Source organism: Streptomyces sp. NPDC032745, assembly GCF_055579465.1.
Genome location: NZ_JBVING010000005.1, coordinates 416,921 through 441,075 on the forward strand (window position 1 = coordinate 416,921; position 24,155 = coordinate 441,075).

22 protein-coding genes are annotated in these 24,155 nt (G+C 72.8%); 6 read left to right on the forward strand and 16 right to left on the reverse strand.

Annotation, left to right across the window (positions count from 1 at the left end; genetic code table 11):
* Nucleotides 1-20 precede the first annotated feature (20 nt).
* A complete protein-coding gene (locus tag ACZ5WG_RS16145) occupies nt 21-1,379 on the forward strand; it encodes a cation:dicarboxylate symporter family transporter (protein WP_468723628.1) in 1,359 nt (452 codons plus the stop codon).
* Between the two features lie 291 nt (nt 1,380-1,670).
* A complete protein-coding gene (locus ACZ5WG_RS16150; RefSeq protein WP_468723925.1) occupies nt 1,671-3,428 on the forward strand; it encodes a S8 family peptidase in 1,758 nt (585 codons plus the stop codon).
* Between the two features lie 19 nt (nt 3,429-3,447).
* On the opposite strand, the gene ACZ5WG_RS16155 is transcribed toward ACZ5WG_RS16150, so the two are convergent.
* From ACZ5WG_RS16155 to ACZ5WG_RS16170, 4 genes are all read right to left on the reverse strand, one after another.
* Nucleotides 3,448-4,869, reverse strand: coding sequence for an alpha/beta hydrolase family protein (locus ACZ5WG_RS16155; RefSeq protein WP_468723630.1), 1,422 nt, complete (start codon nt 4,867-4,869; stop codon nt 3,448-3,450).
* A gap of 76 nt (nt 4,870-4,945) precedes the next feature.
* The gene (locus ACZ5WG_RS16160; RefSeq protein WP_468723632.1) at nt 4,946-5,620 is read right to left on the reverse strand and encodes a (2Fe-2S)-binding protein; all 675 of its coding nucleotides are present in this window, start codon (nt 5,618-5,620) and stop codon (nt 4,946-4,948) included.
* Between the two features lies 1 nt (nt 5,621).
* Nucleotides 5,622-6,170, reverse strand: a complete 549-nt coding sequence (locus ACZ5WG_RS16165) for a hypothetical protein (protein ID WP_468723633.1) — start codon at nt 6,168-6,170, stop codon at nt 5,622-5,624.
* Nucleotides 6,171-6,205: 35 nt separating this feature from the next.
* Nucleotides 6,206-7,273 (reverse strand): SIS domain-containing protein, encoded by a 1,068-nt coding sequence (locus ACZ5WG_RS16170; protein WP_468723634.1) that lies wholly within the window; start codon nt 7,271-7,273, stop codon nt 6,206-6,208.
* Nucleotides 7,274-8,220: 947 nt separating this feature from the next.
* On the opposite strand from ACZ5WG_RS16170, the gene ACZ5WG_RS16175 reads away from it, so the two are divergent.
* Nucleotides 8,221-8,907 carry a GNAT family N-acetyltransferase gene (locus tag ACZ5WG_RS16175; protein WP_053789887.1) on the forward strand — a complete coding sequence of 229 codons (687 nt, stop codon included), beginning with the start codon at nt 8,221-8,223 and terminating at the stop codon, nt 8,905-8,907.
* Between the two features lie 84 nt (nt 8,908-8,991).
* Here ACZ5WG_RS16175 and ACZ5WG_RS16180 read toward each other — a convergent pair whose 3' ends face one another.
* The 3 genes from ACZ5WG_RS16180 to ACZ5WG_RS16190 are packed head-to-tail and all read right to left on the reverse strand — an operon-like array spanning nt 8,992 to nt 12,249.
* On the reverse strand, nt 8,992-10,020 hold the full coding sequence (locus tag ACZ5WG_RS16180) for a TolB family protein (protein WP_468723636.1): 1,029 nt from the start codon (nt 10,018-10,020) through the stop codon (nt 8,992-8,994).
* Between the two features lie 46 nt (nt 10,021-10,066).
* Nucleotides 10,067-11,365, reverse strand: a complete 1,299-nt coding sequence (locus tag ACZ5WG_RS16185) for an MFS transporter (RefSeq protein ID WP_468723638.1) — start codon at nt 11,363-11,365, stop codon at nt 10,067-10,069.
* A gap of 2 nt (nt 11,366-11,367) precedes the next feature.
* A complete protein-coding gene (locus ACZ5WG_RS16190; RefSeq protein ID WP_468723639.1) occupies nt 11,368-12,249 on the reverse strand; it encodes an alkaline phosphatase family protein in 882 nt (293 codons plus the stop codon).
* A 259-nt stretch (nt 12,250-12,508) separates the two neighbouring features.
* On the opposite strand from ACZ5WG_RS16190, the gene ACZ5WG_RS16195 reads away from it, so the two are divergent.
* Nucleotides 12,509-13,753, forward strand: a complete 1,245-nt coding sequence (locus tag ACZ5WG_RS16195) for an alpha/beta hydrolase (RefSeq protein WP_468723641.1) — start codon at nt 12,509-12,511, stop codon at nt 13,751-13,753.
* On the opposite strand, the gene ACZ5WG_RS16200 is transcribed toward ACZ5WG_RS16195, so the two are convergent.
* Nucleotides 13,731-15,185 carry a carboxylesterase/lipase family protein gene (locus ACZ5WG_RS16200; protein ID WP_468723643.1) on the reverse strand — a complete coding sequence of 485 codons (1,455 nt, stop codon included), beginning with the start codon at nt 15,183-15,185 and terminating at the stop codon, nt 13,731-13,733. The two genes, ACZ5WG_RS16195 and ACZ5WG_RS16200, sit on opposite strands and share 23 nt — an antisense overlap.
* 130 nt (nt 15,186-15,315) lie before the next feature.
* Here ACZ5WG_RS16200 and ACZ5WG_RS16205 point away from each other — a divergent pair, with 130 nt between their 5' ends.
* Both ACZ5WG_RS16205 and ACZ5WG_RS16210 read left to right on the forward strand, forming a co-directional pair.
* Nucleotides 15,316-15,666 (forward strand): hypothetical protein, encoded by a 351-nt coding sequence (locus tag ACZ5WG_RS16205; protein ID WP_468723644.1) that lies wholly within the window; start codon nt 15,316-15,318, stop codon nt 15,664-15,666.
* An 81-nt stretch (nt 15,667-15,747) separates the two neighbouring features.
* The gene (locus ACZ5WG_RS16210) at nt 15,748-16,029 is read left to right on the forward strand and encodes a chaplin (protein WP_468723646.1); all 282 of its coding nucleotides are present in this window, start codon (nt 15,748-15,750) and stop codon (nt 16,027-16,029) included.
* A gap of 147 nt (nt 16,030-16,176) precedes the next feature.
* Here ACZ5WG_RS16210 and ACZ5WG_RS16215 read toward each other — a convergent pair whose 3' ends face one another.
* The 8 genes from ACZ5WG_RS16215 to ACZ5WG_RS16250 form a co-directional block, all read right to left on the reverse strand.
* Nucleotides 16,177-17,040, reverse strand: coding sequence for a tyrosinase family protein (locus ACZ5WG_RS16215; protein WP_468723648.1), 864 nt, complete (start codon nt 17,038-17,040; stop codon nt 16,177-16,179).
* Nucleotides 17,041-17,082: 42 nt separating this feature from the next.
* Entirely contained in the window at nt 17,083-17,448 is a 366-nt protein-coding gene (locus tag ACZ5WG_RS16220; RefSeq protein WP_468723649.1) for a tyrosinase family oxidase copper chaperone, read from the reverse strand.
* A gap of 187 nt (nt 17,449-17,635) precedes the next feature.
* On the reverse strand, nt 17,636-17,851 hold the full coding sequence (locus tag ACZ5WG_RS16225) for a trimeric intracellular cation channel family protein (protein WP_468723651.1): 216 nt from the start codon (nt 17,849-17,851) through the stop codon (nt 17,636-17,638).
* A gap of 144 nt (nt 17,852-17,995) precedes the next feature.
* On the reverse strand, nt 17,996-19,237 hold the full coding sequence (locus tag ACZ5WG_RS16230) for a cytochrome P450 family protein (RefSeq protein ID WP_468723653.1): 1,242 nt from the start codon (nt 19,235-19,237) through the stop codon (nt 17,996-17,998).
* A 71-nt stretch (nt 19,238-19,308) separates the two neighbouring features.
* Complete coding sequence (locus ACZ5WG_RS16235; RefSeq protein ID WP_468723655.1) at nt 19,309-20,541, reverse strand: FAD-dependent oxidoreductase; 1,233 nt, start codon at nt 20,539-20,541, stop codon at nt 19,309-19,311.
* Between the two features lie 166 nt (nt 20,542-20,707).
* Nucleotides 20,708-21,820, reverse strand: coding sequence for an acyl-CoA dehydrogenase family protein (locus ACZ5WG_RS16240; RefSeq protein WP_468723657.1), 1,113 nt, complete (start codon nt 21,818-21,820; stop codon nt 20,708-20,710).
* Nucleotides 21,817-23,010: an acyl-CoA dehydrogenase family protein gene (locus ACZ5WG_RS16245; RefSeq protein WP_468723659.1), complete on the reverse strand. Its 1,194-nt coding sequence runs from the start codon at nt 23,008-23,010 to the stop codon at nt 21,817-21,819. Before ACZ5WG_RS16245 ends, ACZ5WG_RS16240 begins: the two co-directional genes overlap by 4 nt.
* On the reverse strand, nt 23,007-23,984 hold the full coding sequence (locus ACZ5WG_RS16250) for an NADPH:quinone oxidoreductase family protein (protein ID WP_468723661.1): 978 nt from the start codon (nt 23,982-23,984) through the stop codon (nt 23,007-23,009). The genes ACZ5WG_RS16245 and ACZ5WG_RS16250 overlap by 4 nt, the downstream gene beginning before the upstream one ends.
* Nucleotides 23,985-24,155 lie beyond the last annotated feature (171 nt).

The following is a 24,155-nucleotide window of genomic DNA, read 5'->3' on the forward strand; positions in this document are numbered from 1 at the left end:
TCACCACCAGGAGGCGAGCCGTGGCCGGCAGACGCGACAAGACCCATTATCTCTACATTGCGGTGATCGCCGCGGTGCTCCTCGGCATCGCCGTCGGCTTCGCCGCACCGGACACGGCCGTGGAGCTCAAGCCGCTGGGCACCGGCTTCGTGAACCTCATCAAGATGATGATCTCGCCCGTGATCTTCTGCACGATCGTGCTGGGCATCGGGTCGGTGCGCAAGGCCGCGAAGGTCGGCGCCGTGGGCGGCCTCGCCCTCGGCTACTTCATGATCATGTCCACGGTGGCGCTGGCCATCGGGCTCCTCGTCGGGAACCTGCTCGAGCCGGGCAGCGGACTGCACCTGACGGAGGCCGTCAAGCACGCGGGAGAGGCGCAGGCCAAGGCGGGCGGGGCGCAGACCACGCCCGAGTTCCTGCTGGGGATCATCCCGACCACCCTGGTCTCCGCGTTCACCGGCGGCCAGGTGCTCCAGACGCTGCTCGTGGCGCTGCTGTGCGGGTTCGCGCTCCAGGCCATGGGTACGGCGGGCGAGCCGCTGCTGCGCGGGATCGGACATGTGCAGAAGCTGGTCTTCCGGGTACTGGCGATGATCATGTGGGCGGCGCCGGTGGGCGCGTTCGGCGCCATCGCGGCGGTGGTCGGTGCGACCGGGATCGACGCACTGAAGTCGCTCGCCGTCATCATGATCGGCTTCTACACGACCTGTCTGCTGTTCGTGTTCGTGGTCCTCGGGACCCTGCTGCGGGTGTGCACCGGGCTCAACGTCTTCTCGCTGCTGCGCTACCTGGGCCGCGAGTTCCTGCTGATCCTCTCCACCTCCTCCTCGGAGTCGGCGCTGCCCCGGCTGATCGCGAAGATGGAGCACCTGGGCGTCTCCAAGCCGGTCGTCGGCATCACGGTGCCGACGGGCTACTCGTTCAACCTGGACGGGACCGCGATCTACCTGACGATGTCCTCGCTGTTCATCGCGGAGGCGATGGGCAAGCCGCTGGCCATCGGCGAGCAGATCTCGCTGCTGCTGTTCATGATCGTGGCCTCGAAGGGCGCGGCGGGCGTGACCGGCGCGGGGCTCGCGACGCTGGCCGGCGGGCTCCAGTCGCACCGGCCGGAACTCGTCGACGGTGTCGGGCTGATCGTGGGAATCGACCGCTTCATGAGCGAGGCCCGGGCGCTGACGAACTTCGCGGGCAACGCGGTGGCGACGGTGCTCATCGGCACCTGGACCAAGGAGTTCGACCGCGAGCGGGCCACCGAAGTCCTCGCGGGACGCCTGGAGTTCGACGAGACCACGCTGGTCGACGACAGCCACGGCACGGAGCTCCCCACCGTGCCCGGCCAGTCGCCGGCCGACGCCAAGGAGGGCGTGCCGGCTTAACCGGCAGCGCCCCGCCAGGGGCCGGCCGGGCAGGGCTCGCCCCCACGGTGCCCAGCCCGGTCGGCCCCCACATGGCCCCCACATGGCCCCCACATGGCCCCATGGTCGATTTTCGGCCATGGGGCTACGAAGTGTCGTGCGGTAAAAGGTACTTCCATACCGGGGCACGTGTCTGACATCTTGCGTCCACCACTCGTTTCGTACGGCCCGGTAGGTGCCATGAGCACCACCGGGCCGTCTTCGGAGGACGCATTGATACCCCACATATCCAGCCGACCTCGACGCACTCTCGTGCTCGCCGCCACGCTCGGCGCAGCACTCGCCTTCGGGGCACCCGCCGCGCTCGCCGGCACCGCCCCGGTCTCCCCGTCCGGCCAGTCCGCCCCCGCCAAGGCTGCGGCCGCGGCGCCGACCTCCCAGAGTGCGACCTGGGTTGCCGGCACCCGCGCCTACCTGGTGATCACCGCCCCCGGTGACAGCTCGGCGGTGCGTTCCGCCGTCGCTGCCAACGGCGGCGCCGTCTTCTCGAACTTCGACGCCATCGGCGTGATCGTCGCCCACTCCTCCTCCGCCGGCTTCGCCACGGCGATGCGCGGGGTCAGCGGGGTCCAGCAGGTCGGGGCCACCCGTACCTCGGACGTTCCGGCCGACGCCTACAACCCGGCGCTGCCCGCCAACCCGGCGCAGTCGACGACCCCGGCCGGCGAGCCCGTCCGCGCCGACATGAGCCAGATCAAGGCGGACCAGGCCTGGGCCGTCACCACCGGCTCCGCCTCCGTCAAGGTCGGCATCCTGGACACCGGTGTGGACGACCAGCACCAGGACCTGGCGCCGAACTTCAACGCGGCCGACTCCGTCTCCTGCGCCTACGGCAAGCCCGACACCCGTACGGGCGCCTGGCGGGACGTGGACAGCCACGGCACCCACGTCGCGGGCACCATCGCGGCCGCCAAGAACGGCAAGGGCGTCGTCGGCGTGGCCCCGGGCGTGAAGATCTCCGCGGTCCGCGTCGCCGAGCCGGGCAACTCGTTCTTCTTCGCCGAGAACACCATCTGCGGCTTCGTGTGGGCCGGTGACCACGGCTTCAAGGTCACCAACAACAGCTACTACACGGACCCGTGGCAGTTCAACTGCCCGGACAACATCGACCAGGCCGCCATCATCGAGGGCGTCAAGCGCGCCCAGGAGTACGCGGAGGGCAAGGGCTCCCTCCAGGTCGCCGCAGCGGGCAACGAGAACTACGACCTCGCCCACAAGACGACCGACTCCGCGAGCCCGAACGACTCGACGCCGGTCACCCGCACCATCACCAACGCCTGCCTCGACATCCCGACCGAGCTCCCGGGCGTCGTCACGGTCGCGGCGAACGGCACGGGCACCACGAAGGCCTCGTTCTCGAACTTCGGCTCGGGCGTCATCGACGTGGCGGCCCCGGGCAGCGACGTCTACTCGACCATCCCTGGCGGCAAGTACGGCAGCAAGAGCGGCACGTCGATGGCCACCCCGCACGTGGTGGGCGTCGCGGCGCTGCTCGCCAGCACCAACCCCGGCATCACCCCGGCGCAGCTGCGCGACAAGCTGGCCACGCAGGCCAACGACATCGCCTGCCCGTCGGACAGCCGCTGCACCGGCACCGCGGCCAACAACTCGTTCTTCGGCGAGGGCCAGGTCGACGCGCTGAAGGCGGTCGGGTCCACCCCGCCGCCCGGGAAGTACTTCGAGAACCTCGGCGACTTCGCGATCAACGACAACGCCACCGTGGAGAGCCCCATCACCGTCAGCGGGGTCACCGGCAACGCGCCGGCCACCCTCAAGGTGGGCGTGGACATCAAGCACACCTACATCGGTGACCTCAAGGTCGACCTCGTGGCCCCGGACGGCTCCGTCTACACCCTGAGCAACCGGGCCGGCGGCGGCACCGACAACATCGTCCAGAGCTTCACCGTCAATGCGTCCTCCGAGGTCGCCAACGGTGTCTGGAAGCTCCGTGTGAACGACAACGCCAACGCGGACACCGGCAAGATCGACGCCTGGAACCTCACGTTCTGACGGCCGTCGAGCCGAAGCACTAACGCTGCAGGACGTCGGCGAGCCAGTCGAAGACGACGTCGCAGTGCTGCTGCGGGGCCATCGGGGAGCAGTGCAACTGCGCCCCGGTGGCCTCCGTCAGTTTCACGTACTCCCGCTTCGAGCGCAGCAGGTCGTACATCTGCCGGGGCTGGCCGGGGTAGAACTGCTCGAAGTCGTAGTCGAGGACCAGCGTCGGCGCCTTGATCTGCGGTACGACCCTGGTGACGTCCAGGCCGATCGCGACCTGGGCCGGGGTCCACAGGTCCTTGAACACCCGGCCCGCGCGCGCCTCGCGCAGGGCCTCCGGCGAGAAGATCTCGAAGCGCTTCTTGACCGTGGTGGCGAGCTCCGGGGTGAGTTCGGGGACGACGTCCTCGTTCCAGACGCGGTTGGTCTCCGCCTTGTCGGCGGTGACGATGTCACGGAGCTCCTTGTCGAAGCCGAGCCACGGGCTGAGCACGCCGGGCATGCACGCCACGGCCGCGAGCCGGCGCTCGAACGCGGCGGCGCGGGCGACGAGGTTGCCGGCCATGCTGAGGCCGGTGATCGCGATCCGGCTGCTGTCCACGTCCCCCCGGGCGTCGAGCCAGTCGACGAGCGGGGCCACCACCTGCTCCCACCGGGTGGTGAACGGGATCTCCTCGACGAACAGCAGCTGGCCCTGGCCCGGGCCGTCGTAGACGAGGGCGTTCCAGCCCCGCCCGAGGGCGGCCGCGACGCCGTACGTCCACATGTCGAGGTTCTGCCCGTCGCTTCCGTTGGTGAGGATCACGGTCGGACGGGGCTCGTCCCGGCCGTCGGGCCGGAAGAACCAGACCGGCAGGCGGGTCTTCGCGTACGGGACCTGCGCGCGGACGGCGGCCGGGGAACAGAGCTCGGTGAAGGTGTCCCAGGCCTTGCGGCCCGCCAGGTAGACCGCCTTCTCGTCGCCGGGGCTGCGGGTGCCCAGTACGTAGAACAGGGCCTGGGCGTAGTACTGCGCGGCCCGCAGCGAGCGGAACCGGCGGGTCTGCGAGGGGGTTTCGCCGCCGTGCCGGCCGGCGGCCGGGGGCGCGGCGAGCCGGTCGCCCCAGGCGCGGAAGGTGTCGGTGAAGGTCTGCGCGGACAGCCCGGCGGTGTTGATGGCGTTGACGGCGGTGAGCACCTCGCCCACCTCGGAGGCGCGCATGCCGGCCGCGCCGAGCGCGAGGAGCCCGGCGAAGTTGTACCCGGGGTCGTCGAACAGCTTCATGGCTCCCGGCGAGGGATCGGGGGCCGCCGCAGCTGCCCGGGGCGCGGCGCCCGCACAGCCGGCGGTCCCGCCGACGGCGAGGGCTCCGGCGCCTGCGGCGAGTCCGGTCAGGGCGGCGCGCCGGGACAGCACCCACGGGGTCTCCGAGCGGGGCTGCGGCTGCGGCTGCGGTGTGCGAGCGTGCGTCATGGCAGGGACCGTAGGAGGCTGCCCCAGCGGATCGGCGCCCGCCACACCCTCGGCTGCTCCGAACGGCCCTGTCCGGCTACCTGGTCCGCAGCACGCAGTCCCCGCAGAGTCCGCCGCCGGGCACCTGGTAGTAGAGGCAGCAGCTGCGCCGTACGAAGGCCACCCCGAGCCCCTCTTCGTGGATGAACGTGCCGGTCCCGCCGAGCGCCCCGCCCTCGGCCAGCAGCTCCGCGGCCAAGGACACCGCCGGGCCGCCCGGAACCCGGTCGAGCAGCACCCGCAGCGCCCCGACCAGCCCCGACGCGGCGTTCCCGCGCAGCACCTTGGGCGATACCCCGTACCGTTCCCGCAGGCGGGCGTCCAGAACCCCGAGGTTGCCGAGCACGCTCTCCCCGAGCGTCCCGGCCGGCAGGGCTCCCGCGGCGGGCTCGGGCAGCCACAGCTCGAGCGACCCCGCCGCGGGCAGCCGCCACCACACCCGCTCGGCCCCCAGGTCCGGGATCCGCCCGCCCAGCGCGGCGCAGCCCAGCCCCAGCGACCAGAGCCGCGAGGCGATCCCGAACTGCGCGGTCGACGCCGCGACGCGGCCGGGCCCGCTCCGGATCCGCCGCCCCACCTCGGCGACGTACGGCTCGAGTTGTGCCCCGTAGAGCTCGCCGAGCGGCCGGAAGCCGTCCCCGGGCGGCTCCTGCCCGTACGGCACGGCGAAGAAGGGCCCGACGGCGGCCAGCCGGCGCAGCACGTCCTCCATCTCAGGCTCCGTATCCGTCGTCGGGCAGAGCGGGGTCGGCCTCCGGGCACTCCCGGTGGTCCAGGGCGTACGAGGAGACCGTGTGCAGCGGCCAGTCCTCCGCGATCGGTTCCGTGTCGCAGCAGCGGGCCACGAAGACGAAGCTCACCACGGTCTGCGGCACGGGCTCCGTGTACAGGGTCCGCTGCTCCGGAAGCCGCTCGGACCACTCGGTACGCCAGGTGACCCCGGCGCCGGCGAGCGCCGCGGTGAGCCGGGACTCGGTGACGGACACCGGTCCGCGGTACGACTCCCCCGCGCCGGGGCCCGGGATCTCCACCGCATCACGCCAGGTGTCCAGGCTCATCGAGTGCAGCAGACGGCACCGGCAGTACACGTTCTCCAGGCTCCCGTGGTGGAACCAGTGCGGCCACCGCCGCCGCGGGTACACGGGCCACGCGCAGTCCGGCTCGCCGTGCGCGGCGACCAGGTCGTGCAGGTGCGCGCCGACGTGGAAGGCGCCGAGCCTCCCCGTGGCCGCGAAGCGGGCCAGTTCCGTCACGAAGTCCATGCACGGATGATCTCAGGCGGCGACGGCCCGGCGGCTCACGGCCTGCACGGGGCCACCGGCGCCGGGGGCCCGGCGTTCCCCGCAGCAGCCCTGGGGTCGGGCCACTTCGTGTCGTGGTGGGCGAAGACGGACGACTCGATCGGTACGCCCCGTTCGGCACTGAGCCGCGCCACCAGCTCCTGCAGGACCACCGTCTCCAGCACCACGCGCACGGCGTCCGGGACCTCGGGGAGGCGGATCACCGACAGGCTGTCCGCCGGCTCGGCCCGGGCCGTCGTCAGCAGCAGCGTGAGGTGCCCGGCGCCGGCCAGCGAACGGGCCAGCTCGATCTCGCGGCCGTCGCCGAAGACGAGGTGGAGGGTGTTGCCCGCCGACTCCATCTCCCCGTGCAGGTATTTGCGGGTCGCCGAGGCGGCCGCGGTCATCCGGGCCACCTCGCGCAGCAGCAGCGCACCCTCCTCGGCCGAGGCGCGCGAGGCCCCGGCCGCCACCGTGTCGGAGGCGATGCAGCGGGCGCCGCGCTCGCGCAGGCCCGCGACCACCTCGGCGGCCTGCGCGTGGACTGCGGCGGTCTGCTCGGCGATGGCGCCCCACGGATCCCGCGCGCGGCCCGCGATGGCCCCGGCGATCAGGTCGAGGGCGACGACCGTGCCGGTGTAGCCGATGGTCGAGGCGCACGAGTCGGGCTCGTTGCCGAGGCCCACGGTGAGGTCGGCGAGCTCGCCGAGCCGCGACGGTAAGACGTTGAGCAGTGCGGTCCTCGTGATGCCGGGGGCGGCGGACCGGCAGGCGGCGATGGTCTCGCGGCTGCGGCCGCCCTGGGAGACGGCGATCAGGCAGTCGGTGTCGAAGCCGGCGGTGCCGTTCTCGAGCTCGCTGGACAGGACGCGCTGGGTGACGACCCCGGCCTTCCGCAACTGCTGTACGGGGACGGCGAGGGCGGCGTACGAGGCGCCGATGCCGGTGAACAGGGGGCGCCGGGCGGCGCGCAGCGCGGCGCGCTCCGGGGAGGCCAGCTGGCTGCGGACGCGGTCGGCGATCCGGGCGAGGGCGGCGCCCTGGCCGGCCTGGCCCTCGAGGAAGGTGATGCGGGATACGGACATGGTGGGGGGTGTCTCGTCTTTCCGTGAAGCTCGGTGCGGGAACGGTGTGTTGGGGACGGTAAGGGGCAGGCGGCCGGATCGGGCGCCGGCGGCCGGGTCCGGCGCGCGCTCCCGGCCGGCAGTCGCCGGGTCGAGCGTCACGAACGCCCAGCGGAAGAGCCCGCGGGCGACCGGAGCGAAGGCGCGGCCCGCCGCGGTGAAGCCAGGGTTTGCCGGCGCCCGCGAAGTTGACGGCCGCCCCCGACGGTCTACCGCAGCCGGAGCGTCGCCGCCGGACCGTCTTCACCGCCGGGCCCATCGCGTAGGGGGCGGGCGGCCACCCGGGTGAAGTAGGGGATCGAACACACGGAGTAGGCGCCGCCTCCGACGGAATCGCTCAGCCGGGCGGCGGCCGGGCGGCGCGGCGCCGTCCGACCAGCCGAATGGCCCAACAGATCGGCCCAATCTGCCCCCGATCCGTCGGGCCACTTCACGCGGGCCGCCAAGCACTGCCGCGCACGGCCCCGGCACCCGCCCGCGGACACATCACCGACGGCCGTTTGTTCGATGTCCGGGCGGCCGGCCAGAGGCCCGGGACCATCCGCCGGGCCGACGGTCGGGACCTTCCGCGGGCGCGCCCGGTCATCCTCACATCCTCGCAGGTCAGAGGTTGTTTGCACGACAGTCGAAGGTCGTCGGGGCCGCCGTCCGGGGGGCCCTCGCCGTGCGGTGGAACGGTTGTCCGCGGATCAGGATTACGGACGCTCCCGGCCGGGGACCAAAGTCATCGAAAAAGATGGCCGTGACGTTGCCAATTTGGGGGTTCATGAGAGGAGATTTAGGGGCTACATTGAGCCACTCGCGTTCACCTGACAGCCCGTTGCCTTTCACTCGTGTTTTGCACGGGGGGCGACGTCAGGAGCGCACACTGTGCAACCACCCCACCGCCCAGAAGGACCGAAGGCTCCGTGCCCGTACCCGTACTCCTCGCCGGCCGCACCGTGCGGCTCGAGCCCCTCGCCCCCCACCACACCGAGGCCTTGGCCGTGGCCGGGGCCGAGGATCGTACGACTTACGCCTTCACCCCCGTACCCCATGGGGTGCAGGCGTCCCACGAGTACATCGACCGCGCCCTCGCAGATCAGGCGGCGGGTCGATCGCTCCCCTTCGCGGTGGTCAGAGCCACCGACGGCCGGGTCGTCGGTTCGACCCGGTTCCTGGAACTCGACTACTGGCAGGGACCGCTGGTGTGGCCCGCGGTGCCGGGCGTCCCGTTCGGTGATCCGGCGACGGCGATCCCCGATGCCGCCGAGATCGGGAATACCTGGCTGTCCCCGGGCGCCCAGGGGACGGGCATCAACACCGAGGCGAAGCTGCTCATGCTCCGCCATGCCTTCGAGACCTGGGGCGTCCGCCGCATCTCGCTGCGCGCCGACGCCCGCAACGGGCGCTCGCGCGCCGCGATGGAGCGGCTCGGATTCACCTGCGAGGGGGTCCGCCGGGCCCATTCGCGGGGGCTCGACGGCGCCGTGCGCAGTACCGCCTTCTACTCGATCCTCGACGAGGAGTGGCCGGCCGTGCGGTCGATCATCGAGCTGAGGCTGTCCGCGGGGGCCCAGCGCAAGCGGCGACGCAAGACGCTGATCCCGGCGTAACGGTCCTGCATTCGGCGTAACGGTCCTGCACATCGGCGCAGCGGTCCCCGCCGGCGGACCCCGCCCCGGCCCTTCCTTGCGGCGTCAGCCGAGGAAGGCCGGGGCGAGGGCCGAGGCCATCAGCGGGGTGGGAGCGCCGCTGCCGTCGGCCGGTACGGCGTACAGGTCGGCGCCGAAGTCGCCCGGCAGGGAGTAGACGACCGTCTTGTCGTCCGTCCACACCACCTGGTCGTCCACGCTGCGCTCCTCCGCGAGCGGGGTCTCCTGCATCGAGGCCAGGTCCAGCGCGTACAGCCGCCACGGGGCGTCGGCCGACAGGCCGGGCACCCGCTTCTTGAACACCAGCCGGGTCCCGTCGGGCGACAGCGACGGGCATTCCAGATTCTCGCGGAGCGTGGTCACGGTGCGTTCGGCGAGGTCGCCGCGGACCAGGTAGGTCTGGCCGCCGGTGGCGAGCGTCGCGTAGAAGGTCCGCTCGTCGGCGGCGAAGGTCACGCCCCAGAAGTTGACGTCGGCGTTGCGGTACGCCTTGCCGTCCTTGCGGATCGCGAAGTCCTCCAGCGAGGCGTCGAGCCTGCCCGTGCGCAGGTCGAGCAGCGAGGTGCGGGTGGAGAAGTTCGTCCCGGCGTACGAGTCCCCGCCGACGAAGACCGTCCAGGCGGCGAGGTGGCCGCCTGGCGAGACCCGGGCGCGGGTGGGGATGCCGGCCAGCGGGTGTGCGGAGACCTCCTTGAGGCGGGCGTCGAGGACGACGGCCCGGTAGCTCTCCTGGACCCCGCCCTTGTCGGCCTGGAGGCAGATCCCGGTGCCGGCCGCCGAGTGGAAGCGCAGGCAGCTCACGCCGGAGGCGGTACGCGGGCCCTGGGGTGCGGCGGCGGGGACGGTGGCGAGCTCGTCGCGGTGCGGGCCCCACGCCATGTTCCGGAACACGATCCGCCGCCCGGCCCCGCCCGGGGCCAGGGACACCTCGCCCCGGCTGATCTGCGGGCCGCCGGCCTGGGTCTGGTTCTTCTCCTCGGCCCGTGAGGAGGCCCGTACGACGGCGAGCACCCCCACCGCGGCGAGCAGTGCGACGGCGCAGACGAGGATCAGGATCCGGCGTTGGAGGGTCATGGGGACCTTTCGGGGATGTGGGGGAACTTCGGAGGCGGCCGGGCAGTCAGTCGGCCCGGGCCTCGGCGCCGGACTCGGCGGCCATCGCGTCCGCGGGGCGCAGCAGGGCGCACGCGCCGGCCGCGGCGGCCAGCAGGACGGCGGCGACCGCGAGGGCGGGGCGGGCGCCCCAGACGGTCCAGGCGGCGCCGAAGCCGAGCGAGGCGGCGAAACGGGCGAGGGCCTGGCCGGTCTGGACGAGGGCGAGGCCGCCGCCTCGGTGCTCCTCGGGCACGGCTCCGGCGGCGGCGGCCATCAGGACGCCGTCCGTGGCCGCGTAGAAGCCGCCGTGCAGCAGGAGCACGGCGTACGGCAGGCTCGGGTGGTGCCCGCCGGCCAGCAGGAGGCCGTACGCGAGGAGCAGCGCGAGGTGGCCGCCGAGGAAGACGCGCCAGCGGCCGATCCGGTCGGCGAGCCGGCCCAGCGGCAGCGCGAGCAGGAAGAACGCGGCGGCGGTGCCCAGCGGCAGCAGCGCGAACCAGCGGTCGGCGATCCCGGTGGCGCGCTGGAGCAGCAGGAAGACGAAGGCGTCGCTGACGGTGCACAGCCCGAGCAGCAGCGCGCACAGGCTGATCCGGCGCAGGTCCCGGCGGCCCAGCAGCCCGAGCGCGGCGCGCAGCGAGACGGGCTCCGCGCCGGGCGCGGGTGCGGTGCGGCGCCCGGGGACGAAGAGGACGAGCACGAGCACGCCGAGAGCGGCGACGCAGGCGCTGACCGTGAAGACGGCGTCGTAGCCGTCGGCGGCGCCGCGCAGGATCAGGAAGGCGAGGATCGGCCCGATCAGGGCGCCGGCGGTGTCCATGGCCCGGTGGACCCCGAAGGCCCGGCCGCGGTCCTCGGGGGCGGCGGCCAGGGAGATCAGCGCGTCGCGCGGGGCGGTGCGCAGGCCCTTGCCGGTGCGGTCGAGGGCGAGCACCGCGCCGATGGCGGGCAGGGTGTGAGCGAGCAGGAGCAGCGGTTTGCACAGGGCCGAGAGGCCGTAGCCGAGGCCGGCGAGGGCCTTGTGGCGGCCGAAGCGGTCGCCGAGGTGGCCTCCGGTGAGCCGGACCAGCGCGCTGATGCCGTTGTAGAGCCCGTCGAGCAGCCCGAAGCCGAGCGGGGAGAGGCCGAGGCCGGCGACGAGGTAGAGGGGGAGCACGGCCGTGACCATCTCGGAGGAGACGTCGGTGATCAGGCTGACCGTGCCGAGGGCGAGCACCGTGGGGGCGAGCGCGGCGCGCCGCCCCGGGCTGGTGCCCGGGGCGACGGCCGGCGGCTCGGGGGTCACGGCGGGCGCGGGAGTACCGCGACTGTCCGCAACGTACATGGTCAGGAGGCCCAGATACCCGTGATGTCCTTGGCGGTGGCCGCGTTCCCGGCGTGGGCGGTCAGGCCCGCCAGGCCTTCCAGGGTGCGCAGCATGTCGTAGTGGTTGTACGTGGTGCCCGACGTGCTGCCGGGGGTGACGGGCTGGCCGTACAGGACGGTCGGGATCTTGTTGCCGGCGAGCCGGTTGTCCTCGTCGAAGGTGACGACGAGCAGGCTGTTGTGGGTCTTGGCCCAGTCCGCGTAGGCCTTGAGGTTGTTCTTGAGCCAGGTGTCGCCGGTGCCGACGGAGCAGTCGTGCATGTCGTTGCACAGGTTCGGGACGACGAAGGACACCTTGGGCAGGGTGGTGTAGTCCGTCGGGAACTGGGTCATGGTCTTCGCGGTGCTGGTGGGCACGTTGGAGAAGGCGAACCAGGGGTTGTGCTTGCGCGCGTACTTGCCGCTGCTGCAGGTGGTGGAGCCCTGGCTGGGGAGGGTCTCGTTGTAGCTGGCCCAGGTCTTGCCGGCGGCCAGCAGCTCGGAGGCCAGGTTGGGCGCGGAGCTGAAGCCCGGCGTGTAGCAGCTGTCGCCGGTGACGCCCTGGTTGGAGCCGGAGAACAGCTGGAGGTAGTTGGGCTGGCTGGGGTGGGTGATGCCGAACGACTGCGTGAGGTTGGCGCCCCCGCTCTTGAGGGAGTTGATGTACGGGGCGCTGGAACTGCCGATGACCTGGCTGTAGGCGTGGTTCTCGAAGACCACGACGACGATGTGGTCGGGGGCCGGCAGGCCGGCCGCGTGCGCGGGCTGGGCGGAGCCGATGCCGGCCCACAGGGCCGTACCGGCGGCGGTCAGGCCGAAGGCGGTGGCGAGGGCGGCCTTGCGGCGGGACCGTGACGAGGGCATGCCAAACACGGAAAATACCTCCGGGCAGGGGGGTTCTGGGGGCGGCGCGGACGCACCATACCCAGGGGCATGTGCATGGGCCAGGGACGTGCGGCGAACAGCCCGGGAACTCCGGTGGCCTTCGGGGTGTTCGGCAACGACCAGCCCTCGGTCAACCCAAGAGCAGGGAAAAAGGGGAACCACGGAGCACGTAGGCTCATCCTTCGAACAGAAGAGACCACCCCCCGACGGGGCAGCACCAGCCGGAGAGCAACCGCACATGTCGTACTCACCCGACGGACAGCACCAGCCGTACCGGTCGGAAGGGCAGTACCAGCAGCAGCCCTACGGCACTTCGTACGCGCAGCCGTACGAACCGCAGCAGCACCACGAGCCCCCGTACGGGCCACCGCAGCCGCCGTACGGCGGGCCGGAGGAGCCCGAGGACGACCGGCGGCGACCGCGCCGGGGCAGGCGCTGGCTGATCGCGGGTGTCTCCGTCCTCGCCCTCGCCGGCATAGCCGCCGGGGTGATGTACCACTTCGAGATACCCCCCTTCACCGACAAGGGCAAGGACATCTCCTTCGGCCAGCCGGCCGCGGGCGGCGGCAAGGCGGGCGGCACCGACGGCACTGCGAAGCAGGCGGCCAACTCCAAGGCCCTGATGCCCACCGGCCCGAAGTCCGAGTTCAAGAACTCGATGACCCTGGCCGACGGCACGCACGTGGCCGTCACCACGCTGGACGGCAAGAAGTCCGGCTTCAAGGGCAAGGTGTGGGTCTGGGCGCCCAAGGAGTACAACGACCCGAAGTTCGCCAAGAGCGGCTTCCCGGTCATGATCGCCCTGCCCGGTGGCGCCGGCTACCCGAACAACTACTGGATGGGCACCGACCTGGGGCTCCAGACCAGCATCAGCAAGTGGTACGCAGAGGGCAAGAGCAAGCCGTTCATCCTCGCCATGCCCGTGCTGAACCCCGGCCCGGACGACAAGGGCGTCTACTGGGACGGCTCCGACATCCCCGACCAGCCCAAGATGGGCACCTGGCTGACCGAGGACGTCCCGGACCTGATGAAGGCGAACTTCCGCACCGTCAAGTCCCGTGACGGCTGGGCCTACATGGGCTCCTCCACCGGCGGCTTCGCGAGCCTGAAGGCGGTGCTCAAGCACCCGGACAAGTTCAAGGCCGCGATCTGCTCCGGCCCGGACATCGTGCCCGACTCCTCGTTGTGGAAGGGCCACGACAAGGAGAAGGCCGAGAACAACCCGGAGTTGCTGGCGAAGGCCATGATCGACAAGAAGGGCGCTCCGGACGTCTACCTCGCCTTCCAGGTCGGCGACAACGAGAGCAACAAGAAGACGTTGCCCGATGTCCAGAAGTTCGTCGCGACGTACGGCAAGGGGCCGATCCACACCAGCCTGAGGGTCATCCCGGGCGGCCAGCACAACGCCAAGACCTACGTCCCGAACATGGGCGAGGGGCCGATCCAGTTCATCAGCAAGGTCATGGAAGGGCCGGTGGAGTAACCGCCGGTTCGACCGACTCCACGCGCTGCGGCCCGCCGAACACCATCGGCGGGCCGTTGCCGTCCCAGGCCGCCCAGCCCGGGTTCCCGGTCACGGCGAAGCGCACCCAGGCCGCGTGCATCCGGTCGGCCAGCTCCTGCGGGGCGTCCGGCCCGGCCAGCCAGGAGGACTCCGGCACGTCGAGCGTGTCGAACACGAAGCCCAGCTCCAGGGCGTGGCACGAGCCGAGCTCCGGAACGCCGGACGGCCAGCCGAACTCGTACAGGAAGCTCGAGGCGGTCCGCCGCGCCCCGGCGAGCCGGCGCAGCGGGTCGCGCAGCAGCCGGTCCGTGAGCAGCTGCCCCGCGAGCTCGGCCGGGCCCGCCCCCGGGAGTGCGGCGCGCAGCGCCCGTACGGCGGCCCGGTCCTTGCCGCTGCGGGCACGGGCCAGGGCCACGGTGAGCGGACCGAGCCGGTCCATCAGCCGGAGCGCGCCGGTGGGGGCGAGCCAGAGCCGGTACTCCTCGGTGGTCCAGCCCAGCAGCAGCGGGACGTCCGTGGCCGCCGCGGCCCCGAGCGGGTCGCCGGGGACCGTGTCCGGGTCTGTGACCAGGCCGAACGCGGGGCCGCCGACCAGCGGGCCGGAACGGCGCAGCACGGCGCCCTGCGCGGCGAGCAGGTCGGGCAGGGCGGTGGCGGCGAAGGCCTCCGCGGTCGCGGGCACCTTCAGGAGGGAGGCCATCCGCCGGACCATCGTGCGCACCTTCTCGCGCGCCAGCACCTCGGGGGCGCCGCTCTGCAGGGCGGCTCCGGCGAACAGCCCGGCGGCCCGCGGGGCGCCGAGCAGGGCGCCGACGCTGATGGCCCCGGCGGACTCGCCGAAGACGGTGACGCGGCCGGGGTCCCCGCCGAAGGCCTCGATGTTCTCCCGGACCCAGGTCAGGGCGGCGATCTGGTCGAGCAGGCCGCGGTTGGCGGGGGCGTCGGGGAACAGGCCGTAGCCGAGGACGCCGAGGCGGTAGTTGACGGAGACGAGCACCACCCCGTCGCGGGCGAAGGCGGAGCCGTCGTAGACGGGGACGGCCGAGGAGCCGCGGGTGAGCGCGCCGCCGTGGAGCCACACCATGACGGGCAGCCGGGCTCCGGGGGCCGGGTCCGGGGTCCACACGTTGAGGTTCAGGCAGTCGTCCCCGGGGACCTCCGGGTCGGGGAGCAGCGCGGCGAACTTCGGCGGGTAGGGCACCTTGGGCGCGGTGGGCCCGAACGCGCCGGCGTCGCGTACGCCGTCCCAGGCGGCCGGGGGCTCCGGTGCGGCGAAGCGGAGGGCGCCGACGGGCGGGGCCGCGTACGGGATGCCCCGGAAGGCGGCGATGCCGTCCGGCCCGGTCCGGCCCTCGACCACGCCGCACCCGGTCCTGACCCGGGGCCGGCCGCCGCCGCCCGCTGCGCTCATCGTTTCCGCTCCTCCGCCGACTCCGCCGACTCCGGTGAATCCGCTGTTCCGCCTCCCGGGAACGGTCGCACAGGCCTGCGACGGGTGACAAGGCGTGACCCGGCCGGGGGCGGTCCGGGTTGGACCGGGCATGCGATCGATGCGTATCCACCCCGGCGTCCGCGGCCTCGCCCGGGCCGGCGCGGTCCCCCTGCTCCTGCTCGTGGCCACGGGCGCGGCGCAGGCCGCCGGGCCCGACTTCCAGTACGTCGGCCGGGACGACAAGGTCCACGGGCTGACCGACCCACAGGGCTGCGTCGGGGCGAAGGGCGGCGGTCAGAAGGCCGTCACCAACACGAGCCGCAGCACCGCGACCCTCTACCGCGGGCCGGGCTGCACGGGTGACGTCGTGGCGGTCCTGCAGCCGGGTGCCGGCGGCCAGATCGAGCCGTTCTTCGCCTCCGTGCGATTTTCCTTCATCCCTAAGGCCCAGCGGCCGTGACCGCTCGGCTCCCGCTGCGTTGTATGCCATGTCAAATGCCGCAGCTCCGCTGTGGCACCCCAATCGCACGAGGAGATCTTGATGTCGCGTATCGCGAAGGCAGTCGCCGTCACCGCTGTTGCCGGTAGCGCCCTGGCCGCCGGTGCCGGTCTGGCCGTCGCCGATGCCGGAGCGCACGGTGCGGCGGTCGGCTCCCCCGGTGTCCTGTCGGGCAACCTTCTCCAGGTTCCGGTGCACGTCCCGGTCAACGTCTGCGGCAACACCGTGAACGTGATCGCCCTGCTGAACCCCGCGTTCGGCAACACCTGCGTCAACGCGTCGGGCGGCGGCGAGAAGCACCACACCGAGGGCTACGGCGGCTGACCGCCTGCGCCTGTCGGCCGGCTTGACCGGTTGGACTGAAGGCTGAGGGCCCCCGCCGTACGGCGGGGGCCCTTCTTCCGTTCCGCCGTACGGCTGAAGCGTCTCTCGTTCCGCCGTCCGGCTGACGGTGCCGAACCGGCCGGAATCTCATTCGTAGCGGTAGACGCCCTGGTGGCTGAGCATGTCGCGCGGCGTGATGTTCCACGGCGGCATCGGCTCGTCGAGGGAGATCACCCGGCCGCGCTGCAGGTCGCCCAGTTCGAGCGGGGCCCCGGGCAGGTAGCCGGAGCGGGGGTGCTTCAGCTGCCAGCGGTCCCAGAGCATGTCCACGAAGGCGTGGTGCAGCCAGAACGCCGGGTCGTTGGGGGCCGTACCGCCCGTCATGTGGCCGCCGATCCACTGGTGCACCTTGTTGTGGTTGCGCCAGCGCTCGCTCTTCGGCGCGGCCCAGCCCTCCAGCTTGTTGCGGAATCCCCCGTCTCGCGCCGTGGAGTCCCAGGGCGAGGTGTCGTACGCCGGGTCGTCGAGCGCCCACTGGAGCTCGGCCGCGGTGGGCAGGGCGATCGGGTTCTGCGGCCGGCCCAGGTTGCGGGTGAGGAAGCGGGCCTCCGTGATGCCCACGGTGATCTCCCAGTTGCCCTTCTCGTAGGCGAACGGTCCGGTCATCACCCGGCGGTCGCTCTCGCGGCCGGTACCGCCGAGGAAGTCCTCGGCCCAGAGGGAGGAGACCGGGCTGCTGTCCGTGGTCCAGTCCCAGTACGGGACCGAGACGCCCGGGTCGACGTCCTGGAGCAGCCGCTCGAAATGGAGCAGGTAGCACCGGTGCCAGGGGAAGAAGGACGGGGACATGTGCCCGACGCGGAGCTTGCTGTCCCGGTCGGGCACGAAGTACTTGTCGTGGGTGCGCACGAGTTGGTCGTACGTGCCGTTGCGCTTGAGCTCGAGCACGGCCGCCGTGAACCGCCTCTTCTCGGCGCTGGTCAGGTTCCTCTGGTTCTGCCGGGTGTACATGCGGGGCTCCTCCCGTTCCGTCTGCGCTGTCCCGTCCGTCCGTCAGCCGTGGTGCGGGGCTGCGAACGCCAGCTGGTTGGTGCCGAGTTCGTCGACGGCGGCGCGGGCCAGTTCCAGCGGGGTCTCGAACGACTGGAAGTGGTTGATCCCGCTCAGGTAGCTGCCGTCGGCGCGGCGCATCACGTGCAGGGGGCGGCCGTCGATGCGGACCCCGGCGAGGTCGACGGCGATGTGGCGGCCGCGGTACGTCTCCTCGGTGAGGGGGGCCGGGGTGAGGTTCTGCCGGGGGCGGCGGGCACGCAGTACGGGCGCCAGGGCCGCGGTGGTGGCGGCGAGCACCGCCGCGGTGAAGGCCGCACGCAGGAACGTGCGGCGGGACGGTGCTGCGGAGGCGGGTGTGGCGTACATGCGGTCTCCCTCGCTCGGTGGTCCGCGCTACGGGGTCTAACGCGGCGCGGCGGGCGAGGTCACCTCGGCTGGTCAGGGTGCTCGTAGAACGGGGTGGTGGGGTACAGGCGGCCGGCGGCCGGCGGGCTTGGACGTGCGGGAGCCGCTTGACCGGGTGATGACGGCGGTCATGCGGCGAGGACGGGGATCAGCCGGCGGCCCGCTGGAGGCGGGGCAGGTGCAGGTCGCGGGTCCAGTAGAGCGGGTGGCGGTCGAGGATGAGGTCGCGCAGCGTGCCGCCGGAGATGGCGGCTGCGAAGGAGAGCACGAGCCCGCCGAACGGGTCCATGTTGGCCCGGTGGGCGGCGAGCACGCCGGAGGCGGCGAAGGCGGCGATGCCGAGGAGGTAGAGGGCGTGCAGCATGGCGCCTCCTTCAGGGGCGGGCGGTCCGGGGCAACCCGTCGACCCTGCCGCACCGCCCCGGCCCTCCGCATCGGCCGTTCGGCCACCCCGCGCGGGCGTCCCGCCGGGCCCTTGCCGCGGCCCGGCGCCGGCATGAGCGCGGGGCTACGTTCCCCGGGACGGGTCCTGGCCGCCGGGGGTGAAGGTCACCGGCAGGCTCTGGGGACCGCGCAGTCCGCCGGGGCGCCAGCGGATCTCGTCCGGCGGGACGGCGAGGGCGAGCCCGGGGAGCCGGCGCAGGGCGGTACCGATGGCGATCTGCCCCTCCAGCCGGGCCAGCGGCGCACCCAGGCAGTAGTGGATGCCGTGCCCGAACGCGAGGTGGGCGTTGTCCTGCCGGGTGATGTCCAGCCGGTCGGGGTCGGGGAACCGCGCCGGGTCGCGGTCGGCGACGGCCGAGCCGATGAGCACGGTCGCGCCGCGCGGGATGGTCACGCCCGCGATCTCCACGGCCTCGCGCGCGAACCGGGCGATGCCGGGGCTGACCGGGCCGTCGTAGCGCAGGAACTCCTCGATCGCGCCGGGCAGCAGTTCGGGGTCGGAGCGCAGCAGGTCGAGCTGGCCGGGGTGGGTGAGCAGCATGGCGATGCCGCCGCCGATCAGGTTGACCGTGGTGATGTATCCGGCGGCCAGCAGCAGGAACACCATGGCGACCAGCTCGTCCTCGGTCAGCTGCCGTTCCTCGTCGCGGGCGGTGATCAGGGCGCTGAGCAGGTCGTCGCCGGGGTCTGCCCGCTTGTCCCGGATGAGCTGGGTGACGTACGCGCGCATGTGCTGCCATGCCTCGTTCACCACGGCGGGATCCGGCAGTTCCTGGCCCCGTCTGATCATGCGGTCGGTCCAGTGCTGGAATTCGTGCCGCTCGTCCACCGGCACCCCGAGCAGTTCGCTGATCACCGCGACCGGGAGCGGCAGCGCGAAGTCCGCGACGAGCTCGGCCCGGCCGGCCGGGACGAGCGCATCCAGCAGCCGGTCGGTGATCGTCTGGATCCGCGGCCGCATCCCGGCCACGCGGTGGGCGGTGAACGCCTTGGAGACCAGCCGGCGCAGGCGGGTGTGGTCGGGCGGGTCGCTGCGGAGCATGTTGCCGATCATCGACTCGCGCTCCGTTGCGGGCAGCTGACGCAGGATGCGGGTGTCCGAGGCGTCGCGCACGTCGCTGCTGAGGCGGGAATCGGACAGGGCCGCGAGTCCGTCTTCGTAGCGGGTGACGAGCCAGGCCTCCAGGCCGCCCGCGATGACGGTGCGGCGCACGGGGCCGTCCTCGCGCAGTTGCCGGTACAGCGGGAACGGGTCCGCGACGAAGGCCGGATCGGCATAGGGCAGAAGGACCGGCTGCTCGCTCATGTTGCCTCCCGAAGTGGATCGTCCCCTCAATCGAGAATGAGCGTATATGTCCCGGTATCCGAGGTGCTGTTTCAGCGGAGCGATTCCCTCGGGGGCCGCTCGCGCAGCGCCCCGTACCCGATGAAGTAGGCCGGCACCCGGTTCAGCCACCGCGAGTCGGTGACGAGCTCGGTCAGCCGCTTGGCCCGCCAGGGATGGCCGAACGCGGTGCGGCCGGCCAGCAGCGGCTCGATGACCTGAGCGTGGGCCAGGCGTTGCAGGCCCTGGGTCGCCACCGTCGTGGGCATGCGGCGGAGCTGCACGCGGCGTACGTCGTGAAGCCCCACGGTCCCCTCGCGCAACGGGCCCACCAGATGGCGGGCCGCGGCCACCGCGTCCTGCACGGCGAGGTTGATGCCGATCCCGAACACCGGCGACATGGCATGGGCGGCGTCGCCGATGCACAGCAGCCCCGGCCGGTGCCAGCGGCGCAGCCGGTCCAGCCGTACGTCGAGCAGCTTGACCTCGTCCCACGAGGTGACGGAGTGCGCCCGGTCGGCCAGCCACGGGACGGCGTCCGTGAACTGGGCCATGAAGCGGTCCAGGCCCTCGGCGCGGCGCTCGGCATCGGTTCCCTTGGGGATGAGCCCCGCGATCTGCCAGTAGTCGCCTCGGTCGATGAGCGCGCTGAAGAACCGCTCGCCCAGGCCTCCCACGAGCCCGCTGGGGTCGTCCTCGTGGCGCGGCACCCGGAACCACCAGGCGTCCATCGGGCACGGGAAGCCCTCCAGGCCGAGCTCGGGCAGCACCCGGGCGAAGGACCCGCGGCCGTCGCAGGCCACGGTCAGCGTGGCCCTGAGCTCGCCGGCGGCGCCGTCCGCGGTGCGGTACCGCACGCCCGCGACCCTGCCCCGCTCCATCAGGAAGGACGTCGCCTCGGTGTCCATGCGCAGCCGGAACGAAGGCTCCTTGCCTGCTTCGTCGGCGAGCAGGTCGAGCAGGTCCCACTGCGGAACCATCGCGATGTAGTTGTACTTCCCGTGCAGCGCCCCGATGTTCCCGACCGTGACGAGGGACCGGTCCGGTCCGATGGGCAGCTGCACCGAGGTCACCCGCCGCTGCGGCAGTCGGGCGAACCGTTCGGCGAGGCCGATGTCGTCCAGCAGCGACAGGGTGGACGGGTGCACGGTGTCGCCGCGGAAGTCGCGCAGGAAGTCGCCGTGTTTCTCCAGGACGGTCACCTCCACCCCGGCCCGGGCCAGCAGCAGGGCCAGCACCATCCCGGCGGGCCCGCCTCCCACCACACAGCAGGCCGTACGCTCCACGGCAACCACTCCCTTCGCCGGCATCGGGCAAGCCCCACAGGACGTATACCGCACCCGTGGCGGCGGGGACGGCAACGACGGCGACGCGCCCTGAGGCGCTGTCACCGCCACGCATCCATCCCCACCCGGCCGCGGCACGAACCCGAACCGCCCGGGGAGGACGGTCCTAGGGAGACGGGAGTTCGGCGAAGTCGGCCACCAGGGAGTGGTGGTGGCCCGCCGTGCCCAGGGCGAGCGAATCGGCCTTGGCGCGCTTCAGGTACAAGTGCGCCGGATGCTCCCACGTCATGCCGATGCCGCCGTGCAGCTGTACGCACTCCTCGGCCGCGCGGACCGCGACCCCGGAGCAGTACGCCTGGGCGACCGCCACCGTGAGCGGGGCGTCGGGGGCCCCGGTGGCCAGCGCGTCCGCCGCGGCGCGGGCCGCCGCCCGGGCCGAGGCCACGTCCAGCCAGAGCTGCGCCAAGCGGTGCTTCAGCGCCTGGAAGGAGCCGACCGGCCGGTTGAACTGGTGGCGGCCGCGCACGTGCCGCACCGTTTCCGCCAGGCACCACTGCGCGAGCCCGACCTGCTCGGAGGCCAGGAGTCCGGCCCCCGAGAGCAGCGCTCCGGCGACCGCCGCGCGGGCCGTCGCCGGGTCCGCGAGGCGGGTCCCCGCAGCCCGCTCCAGCGTCACCGTGGCGAGCGGGCGGGTCAGGTCCAGCGGGACCAGCGGGGTCAGCGCGGCCTCCGCGGCCGGGACCGCGTACAGCCCCGTGTCGGCGAGGACCAGCAGCACATCGGCGGCCACCGCGTCCGCCACCGAGGTGAGGGTGCCCGTCAGGACCCCGCCCCCGGTGTCCCGTACGACGCCCGGCAGTGGCGCGCCCGGGGCCTGTGTCAGCGGCAGCGCCGGTGCGCACACCTGCCGGCCCGCGGCCAGCTCCCCGAGCAGGCGCGCCACTTCCGGCGTGTCGCAGCCGAGCCCGAGCAGGATCTCCGTGGCGAGCACCGCGCTCGTCAGGTACGGCACCGGCGCCACGGCCCGCCCCAGCTCCTCCAGGACCACGGCCGCCTCCCGGTGGCCCGCGCCCTGGCCGCCGAGCTTCTCCGGTACGAGCAGCCCGGCGGTGCCGATCTCCGCGGCGAGCGTGTGCCACAGCTCCGGGTCGTGCGGCCGGCCGGTCTCCGCCCGGGCGAGCACGTCGGCCGGTGTGCACCGGTCGGCGAGCAGTGCCCGTACGGCGGACCGGAGCTCTTCCTCCGTCTCGGAGTACAGCAGGTCGAAGGCGTCGCTCATCGGGCCAGGTCCTTCCAGGCGAGGTCCTTGTCGTCGCGCGGCTCGGCGGGCAGGCCGAGGACGCGTTCGGCGACGATGTTGAGGAGGATTTCGCTGGTGCCGCCCTCGATGCTGTTGCCCTTGGCGCGCAGGTAGCGGTAGCCGGCGTCGCGGCCGGTGAAGTCGACGAGCTCGGGCCGGCGCATCGTCCAGTCCTCGTACAGCAGGCCCTCCTCGCCGAGGAGTTCCACCTCCAGTCCGCTGATCTCCTGGTTGAGGCGGGCGAAGGCGAGCTTCATGCCGGACCCTTCGGGGCCGGGCTGCCCGGCGGCGAGCTGCTGGCGCAGCCGCTCGGCGGTGAGCCGGGCCACCTCGGCCTGGACCCACAGCTGGAGCAGCCGCTGGTGCAGTGCGTGGGTCCGCAGCGCCGGCCGCTCGCGCCAGGCCGCGGCGACGGGCGCGATCATGCCGCCCTCGCGGGGGAGCCGCATGCCGCCGATGGAGACGCGCTCGTTCATCAGGGTGGTGCGGGCGACCTCCCAGCCCTGGCCGACGGCGCCGAGCCGGTGGCTGTCGGGGATGCGGACGCCGGTCAGGAAGACCTCGTTGAACTCGGCCTCGCCGGTGATCTGGCGCAGCGGCCGGACCTCGACGCCCGGGGCGTGCATATCGCAGAGGAAGTACGTGATGCCCTGGTGCTTGGGCAGCGCCGGGTCGGTGCGGGCGATCAGGATGGCCCAGCGGGCGGTGTGGGCGCTGGAGGTCCACACCTTCTGCCCGTCGACGATCCAGTCGCCGGAGCCGCTCTCGCGGACCGCGCGGGTGCCGAGCGCGGCTAGGTCGGATCCGGCGCCGGGCTCGCTGAAGAGCTGGCACCAGACCTCCTCGCCGAGCCACAGGGGGCGCAGGAAGCGGTGCTTCTGCTCCTCGGTGCCGTAGGCGAGGACCGTGGGCGCGGCCATGCCGAGGCCGATGCCGATCCGGCGCGGGTCGTTGTCGGGCGCGCCGGCGGCCTCCAGTTCGGCGTCGACGACTGCCTGGAGGGAGCGGGGCGCACCGAGTCCGCCGAGGCCCTCGGGGTAGTGGACCCAGGCGAGGCCGGCGTCGAAGCGGGCGCGCAGGAAGTCGGCGCGGTCGGTGTCGGCGGGCGGGTGGGCGGCGAGCAGGCCGCGGACGCGTGTGCGCAGGTGGTCGGCGGTGATGGCGGTCATCGGGACACACCCTGCTGCCGGGGCATGGCCAGGACCACGCGGCCGGTGGTGGTGCCGTCGGCGAGGCGCTGCACGGCGTCGGCGACGGCGGGGAGTGCGATGAGTTCGCTGATCAGGGGCTTGATGGTGCCTTCGGCGGCGAGGCGGGTCAGTTCGGCGTGGCAGGCGGGGATCGCGCCCGGGTCCTTGGCCGCGTAGAGGCCCCAGTGCAGGCCGAGGATCGAGTAGTTCTTGACGAGGGCGTGGTTGAGGGCGGGGGCGGGGATGTCTCCGCTCGCGAAGCCGACGACGACGATCCGGCCCTCGAAGGCCACGCACTTGGCCGAGGCGGTGTACGAGGCGCCGCCGACGGGGTCGTAGACCACGTCGGCCCCGCGCCCGCCGGTGAACTCCTTGACCCTGGAGACGACGTCCTCGGTCGTACGGTCGATCACCAGGTCGCATCCGAGTTCCTCGGCGGTGCGCGCCTTGGCCTTGCCCCCGACGACCCCGATGACGGTGGCCCCGGCGGCCTTGCCGAGCTGGACGGCGGCGCTGCCGACCCCGCCGGCGGCGGCGTGCACGAGGAGGGTCTCGCCCGGCTGGAGGCGTGCCCGGCGGTGCAGGCCGAACCAGCCGGTCTGGTAGCCGATGTGCAGGGCGGCGGCCTCGGCGTCGTTCAGGCTCGGGGGGGCCGGGAGCAGGGCCCGCTCGGAAGCGATCACGTACTCGGCGAAGCCGCCGTGGGGCAGGCTCGGGGTGGCGATGACGCGGCGGCCGTCGTCGGTGAGGCCGCAGATCTCGACGCCGGGGGTGAAGGGCAGCGGCGGGCGGATCTGGTACTGGCCTCGGACGAGCAGGGCGTCCGGGAAGTTGAGGTTCGCCGCGAGCACCTGCAGCCGCACCTCGCCCTCGCCGGGGACCGGTTCGGGAATCTCTTCGAGGCGCAGGGCCTCCCGGGGTTCGCCGGGGGTATGTACTCGCCATGCCTGCATCCGGGGCCTCCAGCCGCCGTCGGGGAACCGCGCTCGGCGAGCATACTAAGCGGTCGCTTGCTGCCCTGTGAACCCTGGTGCGGGTGACCCCCCGGTCGGGCATCATGGCTCCCGAAGATCAACACGCAGATGCCGTACGGCATATGACGCGCACCATCAGGGGGACTTCAC

Bases quoted from the DNA above. Each gene is read 5' to 3' on its own strand.
- ACZ5WG_RS16250 (WP_468723661.1), bottom strand. From the start codon at position 23,984: ATGCAGGCATGGCGAGTACATACCCCCGGCGAACCCCGGGAGGCCCTG.
- ACZ5WG_RS16160 (WP_468723632.1), bottom strand. From the start codon at position 5,620: ATGGAGGACGTGCTGCGCCGGCTGGCCGCCGTCGGGCCCTTCTTCGCC.
- ACZ5WG_RS16165 (WP_468723633.1), bottom strand. From the start codon at position 6,170: ATGGACTTCGTGACGGAACTGGCCCGCTTCGCGGCCACGGGGAGGCTC.
- ACZ5WG_RS16210 (WP_468723646.1), top strand. From the start codon at position 15,748: ATGTCGCGTATCGCGAAGGCAGTCGCCGTCACCGCTGTTGCCGGTAGC.
- ACZ5WG_RS16155 (WP_468723630.1), bottom strand. From the start codon at position 4,869: ATGACGCACGCTCGCACACCGCAGCCGCAGCCGCAGCCCCGCTCGGAG.
- ACZ5WG_RS16170 (WP_468723634.1), bottom strand. From the start codon at position 7,273: ATGTCCGTATCCCGCATCACCTTCCTCGAGGGCCAGGCCGGCCAGGGC.
- ACZ5WG_RS16240 (WP_468723657.1), bottom strand. From the start codon at position 21,820: ATGAGCGACGCCTTCGACCTGCTGTACTCCGAGACGGAGGAAGAGCTC.
- ACZ5WG_RS16225 (WP_468723651.1), bottom strand. From the start codon at position 17,851: ATGCTGCACGCCCTCTACCTCCTCGGCATCGCCGCCTTCGCCGCCTCC.
- ACZ5WG_RS16200 (WP_468723643.1), bottom strand. From the start codon at position 15,185: ATGAGCGCAGCGGGCGGCGGCGGCCGGCCCCGGGTCAGGACCGGGTGC.
- ACZ5WG_RS16215 (WP_468723648.1), bottom strand. From the start codon at position 17,040: ATGTACACCCGGCAGAACCAGAGGAACCTGACCAGCGCCGAGAAGAGG.
- ACZ5WG_RS16195 (WP_468723641.1), top strand. From the start codon at position 12,509: ATGTCGTACTCACCCGACGGACAGCACCAGCCGTACCGGTCGGAAGGG.
- ACZ5WG_RS16190 (WP_468723639.1), bottom strand. From the start codon at position 12,249: ATGCCCTCGTCACGGTCCCGCCGCAAGGCCGCCCTCGCCACCGCCTTC.
- ACZ5WG_RS16180 (WP_468723636.1), bottom strand. From the start codon at position 10,020: ATGACCCTCCAACGCCGGATCCTGATCCTCGTCTGCGCCGTCGCACTG.
- ACZ5WG_RS16230 (WP_468723653.1), bottom strand. From the start codon at position 19,237: ATGAGCGAGCAGCCGGTCCTTCTGCCCTATGCCGATCCGGCCTTCGTC.
- ACZ5WG_RS16205 (WP_468723644.1), top strand. From the start codon at position 15,316: ATGCGATCGATGCGTATCCACCCCGGCGTCCGCGGCCTCGCCCGGGCC.
- ACZ5WG_RS16185 (WP_468723638.1), bottom strand. From the start codon at position 11,365: ATGTACGTTGCGGACAGTCGCGGTACTCCCGCGCCCGCCGTGACCCCC.
- ACZ5WG_RS16220 (WP_468723649.1), bottom strand. From the start codon at position 17,448: ATGTACGCCACACCCGCCTCCGCAGCACCGTCCCGCCGCACGTTCCTG.
- ACZ5WG_RS16245 (WP_468723659.1), bottom strand. From the start codon at position 23,010: ATGACCGCCATCACCGCCGACCACCTGCGCACACGCGTCCGCGGCCTG.